Raw genomic sequence first — 12939 nt, 5'->3', positions numbered from 1 at the left:
TTAACAACACACTGCCTACGTTAGTAAATTGTTTATTAAACTCAACACGATTCAATTATGAAGGATGAGTCTTAACTACTATAGCAAGCCATAGCTACTAAATTTTTTAGTATCAAGTGGATCCTTGAACAGTTAGTTAGTCCTATAAATAACCATAATGGAGTTTAAAAAACCAAACTATCGTAGGCTTTTTTTATACATTAAATTTAAATTATGGACGGAATGTTACTTCCCATTATAGTGGGAATTATAGGAATTGCAATTGGTTTTATCATTGCAAAAGTGATTGAAAAATCTAAAGGAAAAAAATTGTTAAATGCTACAAGAAAAGAAGCGACCTCTATTATTAAGGAAGCAAGAATTGATGCAGATGCAATAAAAAAAGATAAAATTTTACAAGCTAAAGAGAAGTTTATAGAGCTAAAATCTGAGCACGAAAAAGTGATTTTAAGTAGAGAAAAGAAAATTTCTGATGTTGAAAAACGCATTAGAGATAGAGAATCTCAAGTTGCTTCTGAGGTAGATAAGAATAAAAAATTAAATCGTTCTGTAGAGCAGAAAGACAAAGACTTCAATCAAAAATTAGATTTTCTTGAGAAAAAGGAAGACGAGTTAGATAAAATGCATAAACGTCATGTAGATATGTTAGAGCAAATTTCTGGTCTGTCTGCAGATGAAGCTAAAAAAGAATTGGTTTCTTCCTTAAAAGACGAAGCAAAAACCGAGGCAATGGCTTTCATTCAAACTTCTGTTGAAGAAGCAAAATTAACAGCAGAACAAGAAGCTAGAAAAGTTGTTTTAGGAACCATTCAAAGAGTAGGTGTAGAACAAGCAGTAGAAAACTGTGTTTCTGTATTTAATTTAGAATCAGATGATGTTAAAGGTAGGATTATTGGTAGAGAAGGACGTAACATTAGAGCTATTGAAGCTGCTACTGGCGTAGAAATTATTGTAGATGATACACCGGATGCAATTATTCTTTCTTGTTTTGATCCTATTAGAAGAGAGATTGCACGTTTATCACTTCATAAATTAGTTACAGATGGTAGAATACATCCTGCAAGAATTGAAGAAGTTGTAAGTAAGACAGAAAAACAAATTACACAAGAAATTATAGAGGTTGGTAAAAGAACTGTTATCGATTTAGGAATTCATGGATTGCACCCTGAATTAATAAAAGCGGTGGGTAGAATGAAGTATAGATCTTCTTATGGTCAGAATTTATTACAACACTCTAGAGAAGTAGCTAACTTATGTGGAATTATGGCTGCAGAAATGGGCTTAAATTCTAAAGTAGCTAAGCGTGCAGGTTTATTACATGATATTGGTAAGGTACCAAATGAAGAAAGTGAACTTCCACATGCTTTATTAGGGATGCAATGGGCAGAAAAATATGGAGAGAAACCAGATGTTTGTAATGCTATTGGTGCTCACCATGATGAAATTGAAATGAAGAGTTTAATATCTCCAATTGTACAGGTTTGTGATGCGATTTCAGGAGCAAGACCAGGAGCAAGAAGACAAGTTTTAGATTCTTACATTCAGCGTTTAAAAGATTTAGAAGATATTGCTTTTGGTTTTACAGGAGTTCAAAAAGCGTATGCAATTCAAGCAGGGCGTGAGTTACGTGTAATGGTAGAAAGTACAAAGGTGAATGATGCAAAAGCCTCTGAATTATCTTTTAGTATTTCTCAGAAAATACAGAATGATATGACATATCCTGGTCAAGTGAAAGTAACAGTAATTAGAGAAACTAGAGCTGTGAATGTAGCTAAATAAAACTTTTCTTTAAAATTATAAATTAAAACCTTGAGTATATACTCAAGGTTTTTTTATTGCCTCTATTTTTAAATTAATGTTAATTTTTGTAGAAAAAACACCTTTTAGGTAACTAAAATTTAAGCTTAATCGGACTATTGTATGTAATAAGCTAACCTCTACTATACGTTAGTTTAACTTAATAGTTTTTGCTTTGTAGCCTAATAATAAACCAAACATAACTACAGAATGAAACACAATTTTTTAATTTTAATGTCATTTTTTTTAAGTACAATTGCTTTTTCTCAGCAAGTGTTATCAGGAAAAATTTTAGATGAAACAGGAGGTCCATTGCCAGGAGCAACAGTTAATATTATAAATGGAGATAAATGGACATCGTCTGACTTTGATGGAAACTTCACCATAGAGTACAAGAATGAGAAAAGTATCATTAAAATAGCATACCTAGGTTATGTGAGTCAAGAAATTACAATAGGAAAAAGAAAAAGCATATCTATTACTCTACAACCAGAAGATAATATGTTGAATGAAATTATTGTAACCGCTTTAGGTATTAAAAGAACACAAAAAAAAGTTGGGTATGCAACTCAAAAAGTAGATGCAGCTGCAGTTAAAGAAATTACAGCGCCCAATGTTGCAGGTTTAATTACCGGTAAAGTATCTGGTTTAACAGTAAGTAATCCAACAGGTTTATTTCAAGCACCTTCTTTTACCTTAAGGGGTAAAACGCCATTAATTGTTGTAGATGGTATTCCTGTAAGTACAGATTTCTATGATATTTCACCAGATGATATTTTAGAAATTACAGTATTAAAAGGGACTTCTGCTTCTGCTCTGTACGGTTATAGAGGTGGTAATGGAGCGATTCAAATAACTACTTCTAAAGGAAAAAAATCTGATGGATTAGAAATAACAGTTGCTCATAACATAATGGTTAGTGCTGGTTTTACAGTTTTCCCAGAAACGCAAACAGCATACGGAAACGGTTCTAACGGTAAATATGAATTTTGGGACGGACAAGACGGTGGTATTTCTGATGGAGATATGATTTGGGGACCAAAATTTGAACCTGGTGTAAAAATATCTCAGTGGAATAGCCCTATTTTAGATAATACAAATGGAGAAGTTACACCATGGTGGGGAGATGTAAGTGGAACAAAATATGATGATAAATCTAGATATTCTAGAGTGCCAACTCCTTGGAAATATCATAATAATTTAAAAGACTTCTTAAAAACAGGTGTTATGAATACCACTTCTTTCTCTGTAGCTAATTCTACTGAGAAAGGTTCTTATAGAGTTTCGGGTAATTATAAATCTCATACTGGTAGAGTACCAAATACAAGTATAAAATCTGGGGGTTTAACTTTTAACTCTTCAACTAAATTATCAGACAAGTTAACTTTAGACAGTAAACTAGCCTATAATAAAGTGTTTTCACCAAATTATCCAAGACATGGTTATGGTCCAAAAAATCACATGTACACTATTTTAATATGGATGGGAGATGACGTTAATGGGAAAGAATTAAATGAACACAGATATATTCCTGGTCAAGAAGGGTACAGACAAGCAAACTATAATTACGCATGGTATAACAATGTTTATTTTGCTGCGCATGAATTAAATCAGAGATATGATTCTAATGTTTTAAACGGACAACTGAAGTTAAATTATCAAATTTCAGATGATTTTAGCATGCAAGCAATGGGTTCTTCAGTAATGAAAGATCGATTTGAAAATAGAGAAAGCCCTAAGTCATATTTAAACTATGGAGATCCAAGAGATGGAGATTATAAAACATGGAACACCAATTCTTTAGATGTAGATTATAACTTATTAATGACGTATAATAAAGATATCTCAGATAGGTTTTCTTTAAGTGCAAATGCAGGTGCATCTTCAGAATATCACAAATATCAACAAGAATATAACGCTACAGATGGTATTATAGTGCCAGAATTGTATAGTTTAAATAATACAAAAGGAAATATAAAAGGAAACACCCATTTTTCTGAAAGATCTGTAAATAGTGTTTACGGAATGTTAGAATTAGATTTTGATAATAAATTATTCTTAACATTTACAGGTAGAACTGATAAGCACTCTGTATTACCTAAAAACAACAATTCATTATTCTACCCATCAGTTTCTTTAAGTACAATGGTTTCTGAATGGTTTGATTTACCAGAATCTATAAATTACTTAAAAGTTTTTGGTTCTTGGGCACAAGTAAAAAGGTCTTTAGATGCATATCAAATAAACTCTTATTATAACAATGCAGGTATGTTTAATGGAAGCCCAGTTTTATCTTACCCAGGAGGTTTGGTAAACCCAGACATAGAAGGTTCTTTAACTACAAATGTAGAATTAGGTTTAAGTGCTGGTTTTTTAAATAATAGAATAAGTTTAGATTTTGCATATTATAATGCTATAGATGAAGACTCTATTATTAATTTACCTATTTCTTTAGGTTCTGGTTTCTCATCACGAAAAGAAAATGCACATCAATTTACAACCAATGGATATGAAGTTTCTGTAAGAGCAACACCAATTAAAAATGATAATTTTAGATGGGATGTTTTAACAAACTGGAGTAAAAAAGTACAACGTGTAACAAGATTAGATGAAGGGGCAGAAAAATATAATGATTTAAAACTAAATGAAAGAACAGATGCTTTTTATGCAACAGTTTGGGAAAAATCTGCTGACGGACAATTAATTTTAGATAGCAAAACAAGTATGCCAACTAAAAATGCATACAAACAAAATATAGGAAATAAGAATCCAGATTGGAGGTTAGGCTTAGAAAATACTTTTAAGTATAAAGATTTCTCTTTAAAAGTAGGTGTCGATGGAGTTTGGGGTGGTTTACTAAGATCTAGAACTGTAGAAAAAATGTGGTGGGGTGGTAAGCATCCAAATTCTACAATTCATAGAGATGCGGAATATAAAAATGGTATTGGTACTGTTTATACACCAACAGGAGTAAATGTTACAGGCGGATCAGTTCAAAAAGATTTAAATGGAAATATAACTTCAGACACTAGAACGTATTCAGCACATACAACACCTGTTAGCTGGCAATCTTGGTCTCAAAACTACCCTTATAGAGCCCAAGTAACATCAAAAGAAAGTAAGATTTTTGCAAATGTTTTTGATAGAACATACTTTAAACTAAGAACCGTGGCTTTAAGTTACGATTTAAATAAGGTTATTAAAGCAGAAGGTTTCAAACAAATTAATGCAAGCTTAAATGGATACAATTTATTTATTTGGAAGAAAGCCGATATTATCGATCCTGATTTTGGAGATGATGATAATTTACAAGATCCTTCTACAAGATATTTAGGTTTAGGTTTAACTTTTAAATTTTAATAAAAATGAAAAATTTTAAAATAATAGTATTTCTAATAACGGTGGTTATTTTTTCTTCTTGTGAAGATTTAGATATAAATGACAATCCTAATAATGTAAGAGTAACGCACCCAGACTTACTTTTAACAAATATTGCAACATCTGCATTTCAAGTAAAAGGTACCGGAGCAATGTATGCTTCTAGAATGATTGTGCAAACAGATGGTGAAAGTTCATCTCAGTTTTATAAATGGGATAGAGCAGGTTTTGGTGCTTTTAATAGTTTAAGGCAAGTAACCAAAATGATGGAAGAAGCAGAAAGAATTTCTGATAATTCTTATAAAGGTATTGGTCATTTTTTTAGAGCTTATTATTTTTACGATTTAGCCCTAACTTTTGGTGATGTGCCTTATGCAGAAGCTTTAAAAGGGGAAACAGCAGATTTATTTCAACCAAAATATAGCACGCAAGAAGCTGTTTTTATAGGAGTTTTAAATGAGTTAACCAAAGCCAACTCTTTACTTAATGGGGGAAACATCATTACAGGAGATCCTATCTTTAAGGGAGATGTTAGTAAGTGGAAAAAATTAGTAAATTCTTTTAGACTAAAAGTTTTATTAACACTTTCTAAAAAAGTTGGAAATTCTTCTTTAAATATTAAAAATGAATTTGCTTCAATTTACAATTCACAAGCAATTATTTCTGCGCCAGAGGAAAGTGCTAGATTAGAATTTGTAGATGTGGTAGATTCTAGATACACAGAATTTAATTCTAGTGGTTATGGTTCTGGATTATATATGGCTTCAACATTTGTAGATATGTTGAAGGAAAGAGAAGACACTAGATTGTTTGCTATTTCAGGACAAACAAAAAACGCAAAAGAAGCTGGTTTGGCAACTGATGATTTTAGTGCATACGAAGGAGGAAATCCTATTGCAGCTTATAATGATGTAAACTTGCTTGCTGCTGCTGGAAAAGTTTCTAAAGTAAATGATAGGTATACAAAAGACCCAACAACAGAAGCGCACAACCTTTTAAGTTTTTCTGAAGTTCAATTTATTTTAGCAGAAGCAGCAGTAAAAGGATGGATTCCTTCTACTAGTGCACAAGTATTTTATGAAAACGGAATTAAAGCTAATTTTGAATTTTATAGAACATATGCAAAAGGATATGAAGCATATTACACACAAGCAGTAGCAGTTAAATATATCTCAGGGTCTAAAGTGAATTTTATAAATGCTACTTCAAATGCAGAAAAGTTAGAATTAATTATCACTCAAAAATACTTTACTTCCTTTTTACAAGGTGGTTGGAAAATGTATTTTGATCATTTAAGAACAGGTTATCCTGCATTTCCATATTTAGGTTCAGATACGCCACCAACAAGGTGGATCTATCCTTTAGATGAATATAATGATAATTCAGAAAATGTTAAGGAAGCAATTTCAAGACAATTTGGAGGTTCTAATGACGGAATTAGAGAGTTAACTTGGTGGTTAAAATAAAAGAATAAAAAAGGATATTAAGATAATAAGACCGTAGTTTTACTACGGTCTTATTTTAATTTTATAATAAAATGAAAAAAAATATACTTATAAGTTGCTGTCTATTCTTGGTTACTCAGTTTTTGTCTGCTCAAAAAATAGAAATAGCTCCCTATTTACAAGATGCGGAACCAAATGCTATTAAAATTATGTGGCAGACTAATTTTGGTGAAGAATCTGTTGTGCATTGGGGAACAAAAAAGAATGAACTACAAAACAATACAAAAGGTATTGCTTTTGATATCAATTTTACGGAAAAACGAGTACATGAAGTCTCTTTAACAGGATTGAAAAAGTTTACAACCTATTTTTATAAAGTACAAACAGGTAAAGCTATTTCAGACATTTATCAATTTAAAACCCCCGCTTTTAAAGATTTTCCAAAAGAAATAAATTTAGTTGCTATGAGCGATATGCAAAACGATTGGCAGCATCCAACAAAGTTTAAAGAAATTGTTGAAGAAGGGGTTTTAGCATATTTTGATAAAAATTTTGAAGGAGATATCTCAGAAAACCTTGCGATGGTTTTAATTCCTGGAGATTTGGTAGAAAATGGAACAAAATTTAAGCAATGGGAAGATGATTTTTTTAAGCAATCAGAAAAATTATTTTCTAAAGTACCTGTATATCCTGTTCCCGGAAATCATGAAAAAAATTCAGATTATTTCTTTAAATACTTTAGCCTTCCAAAAAATGGAAGTCCGGAATATGCAGAACATTGGTGGTATAAAGATTATGCAAATACAAGAGTAATTGGTTTAGACTCTAATAATGGTTATAAAGATATAAAACAACAATTGGTGTGGTTAGCTAAATTGTTAGAGGAAACAGCAAAAAATGATGCAATCGATTTTGTTTTTGCACAATTGCATCATCCTCATAAATCTGAATTATGGATTCCAGGAGAAGAAGATTTTACAGGAAAAGTAGTGAAGTTATTAGAAGGTTTTACCAATAAAACCAACAAGCCTAGTTTGCACTTTTTCGGACATACACATGGGTATTCTAGAGGGCAATCTAAAGAACACAAGCACCTTTGGGTAAATGTAGCTTCTGCTGGTGGTGCTATTGATAATTGGGGCGAATTTGAAGGAAGAGATTATGATGAATTTACGGTTACCCAAGATGAATACGGTTTTGTATTAGCAACAATAAATACAGATAAAGAAAACCCTTCTTTTACCCTGAAAAGAATTAGTAGAGGAAATAATATTGAGTTTAGAAATAATGAATTAAGAGACAGTATTACTGTTTATAAGAAAACGATTCAACCAAATACACCTATCTTAACAGATTTAAATAAAGAAGAAAAACCAATTTATAAAGTACTTTTAAAGGCAAGTACTTTTAAAAGTAAAAAGAAAGGTGCTTTTCATGCAGGTGCTAATTGGCAAGTTGCAACTACTAAAGATTTTTCTAAAAAAGTATATGATTCTTGGAAACAGCATGAAAACTGGTATTACAAAGAAAATAGACAAAAAAATGACGATTTAACAGATGAAACTCTAGACAGAAAGCTAAATAACAATACTGTTTATTATGTGAGAGTTCGTTACAGAGATCAGTTTTTAAATTGGAGTAATTGGTCAGAAATAAAAACATTTAAAACAATAAAACAATAAAATAATGAAAAGTATAAAATTAGTATCCGTAGTATTTTTATTAGTATTTGCCGCTTGTAACTCAGAAAAAAAAGAAGAAAAAGCGGTAGTTAAAGATGATTCATCAAAAGTATTTGTTATCACTTTAGATGGTTTGCGTTGGCAAGAATTGTTTTCTGGTGCAGATTCTTTATTGGTAGAAAACAAAGAATATGTTGGCAATGGTAAAGAGTTGAAAAAACAGTTTTGGAAAGAATCAGCTAAAGAAAGAAGAGCTGTTTTGTTTCCTTTTATCTGGAATGAAGTTTCTAAAATGGGGCAAATTCATGGGAACCGTTGGGAAGGAAGTAAAATGAACTTAACAAACGGAATGCATTTCTCATATCCTGGTTACAACGAAATTTTAACAGGTAAAGCAGATGATAAAAGAATAACGAGCAATAGTAAAACGCCAAATCCGAACAAAACTATTTTAGAAATTGCAGAAAAAACGGATGCATATAAAGGTAAAGTAGCAGCTTTTGGTAGTTGGGATGTTTTTCCTTCTATTGTTAATGAGGAAAGAAGTGGTTTGTATGTAAATGCAGGGTTTAGAAAGGCAAAAGGAACTGATTTAACTGAAAAAGAAAGGTTCTTAAATGAATTGCAAGATGAAATTCCAAGTCCTTGGGGTGGTGTTCGTTTAGATGCTTTTACACATCAATTTGCTGTAGAAACTTTAAAAAAGAAACATCCAAAATTAGTTTATATTTCTTACGGAGAAACAGATGATTTTGCACATGACGGGGAATATGATGCGTATTTAAAATCAGCAAAAAGAACCGATGAATTTATAGAAAAATTATGGAATTTCACGCAACAAGATGCTTTCTATAAAGGGAAAACTACTTTTATAATTACAACAGATCATGGTAGAGGAACTGAGCCTTTGGCTACTTGGAAACATCATGGGAATTCAATAGAAAATACAGACCAAGTTTGGGTTATTGCTTTTGGAAATAAGATTGAAGCAAAAGGGGAAATTGTTTCAGATGAACAATTATATACAAATCAGGTGGCAGCTTCTGTTGCAAAAATTTTGGATATTGAAATTCCAACTGATTCTATAGGAAAACCTTTTACATTTATAAAATAGTATAAAATGTAAGTATTGTAAAAGGCCTTTAAGTTTTAAAGGTCTTTTTTTATTTTCTAGGATGAAAAGTTTCTACAACATCTTTTAAATACGTTTTATCTACATGTACATATACTTCTGTTGTTGTAATACTTTCATGACCTAACATTTGTTGAATGGCTCTTAAATCTGCGCCATTTTGTAGTAAATGAGTTGCGAAAGAATGTCTTAAAGTATGCGGACTTATTTTCTTTTTCAAATCGATTTTAAACGCTAAATCTTTTAGAATCATAAAAATCATTTGACGCGTTAAACCTTTTCCTCTTCTATTTAAAAACAAGGTATCTTCAAATCCTTTTTTTGGTTTAATATAACTTCTTATTTCCTTTTCATATATTAAAACATACTTCTGTGCATCTGTATGTATAGGCACATACCTTTCTTTATTTCCTTTTCCGAGTACACGTATAAAACCTTCTTCAAAAAATAAATCTGAAATTTTTAAAGAGATAGCTTCACTAACGCGCAAACCACAACTGTAAATTGTTTCTAAAATAGTTCTATTTCTCTCTCCTTGAGAGTGACTTAAATCGATGGCAGCAATTAGTGCATCAATTTCATCTTGACTTAAAGTGTCTGGTAGTTTTCTACCAATTTTGGGGGTTTCTACTAAATCTGTAGGATTTGTTTCTCTATAATCTTCAAAAACTAAATAATCAAAAAAACTACGCAAACCAGAAATAATTCTTGCCTGACTTCTTGGGTTTACTTTTTTTGCAATATCGTAGATAAATTGCTTTACAATAATACCATCAATAGCAATAGGAGAGATGTTAATCTCATTTTCATCTAGAAAAAGACAAAGTTTTTCTAAATCTCTAGAATAACTATCAATTGTATTTTTAGATAGGCCTCTTTCTATCTTTAAATACATTTGATAATCTTTAATTGCGTTTTGCCAATTCATCTGGTAAATTTACTAAATAAAAAAACCACCCATTTGGGTGGTTTTATAAAACTGTAAAATATTTTTAAAGTGTCTTAGAATAGCTTCCGTTTTTAGGTTGTAAATCTCCAGTAATAATCATAATAAGGTCAATAATATACCAAATACCAAAACCTCCTAATGTTATCAATTTAAGAACACCAAGTAAATTATAACCTAAGTAGAACCTGTCAATACCTAAACCTCCTAAGAAAATAGAAAGTAGTAAAGCAGTAACTTGGCTTTTCCCCGAGTTCGCAACACTTGCGAAACTGGTAACCTCTTTCTTTTCAACTTTATTGTCTTTAAGAACTTCTACAATTTCTTTATTCTTTTTTACAGGAAAAGAAGCGTGCGTATTAAAAGAAAATGCAAAGAACGCAAATAATAATGTGTAAATAGTTAATGATTTTTTCATAAAGTTTGGTTTTTTTTAAGTTATTTGCTTCAAATATATAAGATTTCGATGAATAAAAGTATTTTAATAATTATTAGTTTATTTAGTTTCTTTAATCAATTTTCTCAAGAATCAAAGAAGTTTGATTATGAGTTACTTGGTGCTTTAGTTTTAGATTCTAAGCAGTTAATCTCATATAAAATTGTATTTAACTCAAGTGATAATGGTTTTATTGAAGGGTATTCTTACACAGATCTTTCTGGTGAAAATGAAACAAAATCTTATATAAGAGGATATTATAACCCGAAGAACAAAAATATTCAATTTAAAGAGAGTGATATTTTATACACTAAATCTAAATTTTTGCCAGACGAGTTTTGTTTTGTCAGTTTTAAAGGACAATTTAAAGGAGATTCAAAAAAGAAATTATTAGAAGGAGAATTTATAGGTATTTATGATGATAGAGATACTTGTGCTACCGGAAAAATAAAATTAGTTAGTACAAAATTTGTCGAGAAAAAAGTTAAAAAATTATATAAAAAAATTCTAAAAATAGAAAAAATAACAAAGATAGATAGTGTAGTAAAAGCAGAAATTAAACCAGAAAATTATTTAAAGAAGTTTAGTGAAACTAGAATTAAATCAGGTGAAAAAGTTTCGGTTTTTGTATATACAGGCAAAATGAAAATGGAGGTATGGGATTATGGGAAAGAAGATGGAGACATTATAACAATATTAAAAAATGACATTCCGATTTTAGAAAATTACACAGTAAAAAAGAAAAAGAAAACAATAATTGTTAATTTGGACGACAAAAATAATTTAATCAAAATAATAACAGTCAACTCAGGGAAACTAAAAACAAATACGACTAAACTAAAATTATATGACTTCAGGCGTGAGTATGAGGTTGTTGCAGATTTAGAAGAAGGTAAAGAAGCTGCTATAAACGTAGTGAGACTAAAAGTGAAAAAACAACCTAAATAGCTATCAAATCATTTGAGTTAATTTTAATATTTATTGAGCACAATCTTGAATAAAAACAAATCTACTTTTGTTGAAGAATTTAAAATAAATCTAAAATTATAATTATGAAAAAAGTATTTTTTATTGCGTTTTTAGCAGTTGCAAGTTTAGGGGAATTAAATGCACAAGAAGGAGTTTTAAACGGTGGTTTTAATATTGGTGTACCAACAGGAGATGCAAGTGATATTTCAAATTTAACATTAGGAGCAGAATTAAATTACATGTTTCCTGTAGCAGATGGCTTCACTTTAGGTCCATCTGTACAGTATAGTCACTTTTTCGGAAAAGATGTTGACTTAATAGGAGGCGGAACTTTAGAGGTTTCTGATGCTTCTTTTTTACCAATTTCTGGTGCTGCAAGATTTAATGTTTCAGAGAAATTTGTTGTAGGAGCAAACATTGGGTATGCTGTTGGTCTTGATGAGAATAATGATGGTGGTTTCTATTACAGACCAATTGTAGGTTACAAAATAGGAGGAACTACTCAACTTAATCTTTCTTATTCTGGAATAAGTAATGATGGAACAAACATTTCTAATGTTAGTTTAGGAGTAATGTTCGGGCTTTAATAGTTAAGTAAAGTATATTTAAAAAACGGAAGCTAATTAGCTTCCGTTTTTTTGTATAAAAAAATGTATTTTTGAAATATGAAAATTATAATTATTAACGGACCAAATTTAAACCTTTTAGGAAAAAGAGAACCAGAAATTTATGGTTCTAAAACTTTTGAAGAGTATTTTAGAGAATTACAATTACAGTTTGAGAATGTAGAACTGTATTATTATCAAACGAATATAGAGGGAGAAATTATAGACAAGCTACATGAAGTTGGTTTTAGTTTTGATGGAATTATTTTAAATGCAGCTGCTTATACTCATACATCTGTTGCTATAGGCGATGCTATAAAGAGTATTGAAACCAAGGTGGTAGAAGTTCATATTTCTAATATTCATGCACGTGAAGAATTTAGACAACACAGTTATGTTTCGCCAAACGCAAGTGGAGTTCTGTTTGGTTTTGGTTTAAAAGGATATGATTTGGCGATTCAGAGTTTTCTCTAGTCTAGTCCTAAATTTGTTTTAAAATGTTGTCCTTTTAATTTAAAAATAATCTGGTTGAACGTGGTCAAAACCTAT

Annotated in this window: 10 protein-coding genes; 8 read left to right on the top strand and 2 right to left on the bottom strand. The window is 30.6% G+C overall.

What is annotated here, in order from left to right:
- Nucleotides 1-213: 213 nt before the first annotated feature.
- The 5 genes from rny (at nucleotide 214) to CW731_RS03580 (ending at nucleotide 9416) form a co-directional block, all read left to right on the top strand.
- Entirely contained in the window at nucleotides 214-1779 is a 1566-nt protein-coding gene (gene rny / locus CW731_RS03600; RefSeq protein ID WP_100945447.1) for a ribonuclease Y, read from the top strand.
- Between the two features lie 228 nt (nucleotides 1780-2007).
- Nucleotides 2008-5157: a SusC/RagA family TonB-linked outer membrane protein gene (locus tag CW731_RS03595; protein ID WP_100945446.1), complete on the top strand. Its 3150-nt coding sequence runs from the start codon at nucleotides 2008-2010 to the stop codon at nucleotides 5155-5157.
- 5 nt (nucleotides 5158-5162) lie between these two features.
- Nucleotides 5163-6641 (top strand): SusD/RagB family nutrient-binding outer membrane lipoprotein, encoded by a 1479-nt coding sequence (locus tag CW731_RS03590; protein WP_100945445.1) that lies wholly within the window; start codon nucleotides 5163-5165, stop codon nucleotides 6639-6641.
- 71 nt (nucleotides 6642-6712) lie between these two features.
- Nucleotides 6713-8302 (top strand): metallophosphoesterase family protein, encoded by a 1590-nt coding sequence (locus CW731_RS03585; protein ID WP_100945444.1) that lies wholly within the window; start codon nucleotides 6713-6715, stop codon nucleotides 8300-8302.
- 4 nt (nucleotides 8303-8306) lie between these two features.
- A complete protein-coding gene (locus tag CW731_RS03580; RefSeq protein WP_100945443.1) occupies nucleotides 8307-9416 on the top strand; it encodes an alkaline phosphatase family protein in 1110 nt (369 codons plus the stop codon).
- 49 nt (nucleotides 9417-9465) lie between these two features.
- Here CW731_RS03580 and xerD read toward each other — a convergent pair whose 3' ends face one another.
- Together xerD and CW731_RS03570 are read right to left on the bottom strand one after the other, a co-directional pair.
- Entirely contained in the window at nucleotides 9466-10362 is an 897-nt protein-coding gene (xerD, locus tag CW731_RS03575; RefSeq protein ID WP_100945442.1) for a site-specific tyrosine recombinase XerD, read from the bottom strand.
- 64 nt (nucleotides 10363-10426) lie between these two features.
- On the bottom strand, nucleotides 10427-10798 hold the full coding sequence (locus tag CW731_RS03570) for a TM2 domain-containing protein (protein ID WP_100945441.1): 372 nt from the start codon (nucleotides 10796-10798) through the stop codon (nucleotides 10427-10429).
- A 48-nt stretch (nucleotides 10799-10846) separates the two neighbouring features.
- On the opposite strand from CW731_RS03570, the gene CW731_RS03565 reads away from it, so the two are divergent.
- The 3 genes from CW731_RS03565 to aroQ all read left to right on the top strand — a co-directional run bounded on the left by CW731_RS03565 (nucleotide 10847) and on the right by aroQ (nucleotide 12864).
- Complete coding sequence (locus tag CW731_RS03565; protein ID WP_100945440.1) at nucleotides 10847-11764, top strand: hypothetical protein; 918 nt, start codon at nucleotides 10847-10849, stop codon at nucleotides 11762-11764.
- A gap of 104 nt (nucleotides 11765-11868) precedes the next feature.
- On the top strand, nucleotides 11869-12372 hold the full coding sequence (locus CW731_RS03560) for a transporter (protein WP_100945439.1): 504 nt from the start codon (nucleotides 11869-11871) through the stop codon (nucleotides 12370-12372).
- 78 nt (nucleotides 12373-12450) lie between these two features.
- On the top strand, nucleotides 12451-12864 hold the full coding sequence (gene aroQ / locus CW731_RS03555; protein WP_100945438.1) for a type II 3-dehydroquinate dehydratase: 414 nt from the start codon (nucleotides 12451-12453) through the stop codon (nucleotides 12862-12864).
- The last annotated feature ends 75 nt before the right edge of the window (nucleotides 12865-12939 follow it).

The organism is Polaribacter sp. ALD11, assembly GCF_002831685.1.
Lineage (GTDB): Bacteria > Bacteroidota > Bacteroidia > Flavobacteriales > Flavobacteriaceae > Polaribacter.
Note: the sequence above shows the minus strand (reverse complement) of the source record. Positions and strands in the feature narration are given on the sequence as shown.

Coding starts and splice junctions, on each gene's coding strand:
- CW731_RS03560 (WP_100945439.1), top strand. CDS start 11,869: ATGAAAAAAGTATTTTTTATTGCGTTTTTAGCAGTTGCAAGTTTAGGG.
- CW731_RS03565 (WP_100945440.1), top strand. CDS start 10,847: ATGAATAAAAGTATTTTAATAATTATTAGTTTATTTAGTTTCTTTAAT.
- xerD (WP_100945442.1), bottom strand. CDS start 10,362: ATGAATTGGCAAAACGCAATTAAAGATTATCAAATGTATTTAAAGATA.
- CW731_RS03590 (WP_100945445.1), top strand. CDS start 5,163: ATGAAAAATTTTAAAATAATAGTATTTCTAATAACGGTGGTTATTTTT.
- aroQ (WP_100945438.1), top strand. CDS start 12,451: ATGAAAATTATAATTATTAACGGACCAAATTTAAACCTTTTAGGAAAA.
- CW731_RS03570 (WP_100945441.1), bottom strand. CDS start 10,798: ATGAAAAAATCATTAACTATTTACACATTATTATTTGCGTTCTTTGCA.
- rny (WP_100945447.1), top strand. CDS start 214: ATGGACGGAATGTTACTTCCCATTATAGTGGGAATTATAGGAATTGCA.
- CW731_RS03585 (WP_100945444.1), top strand. CDS start 6,713: ATGAAAAAAAATATACTTATAAGTTGCTGTCTATTCTTGGTTACTCAG.
- CW731_RS03595 (WP_100945446.1), top strand. CDS start 2,008: ATGAAACACAATTTTTTAATTTTAATGTCATTTTTTTTAAGTACAATT.
- CW731_RS03580 (WP_100945443.1), top strand. CDS start 8,307: ATGAAAAGTATAAAATTAGTATCCGTAGTATTTTTATTAGTATTTGCC.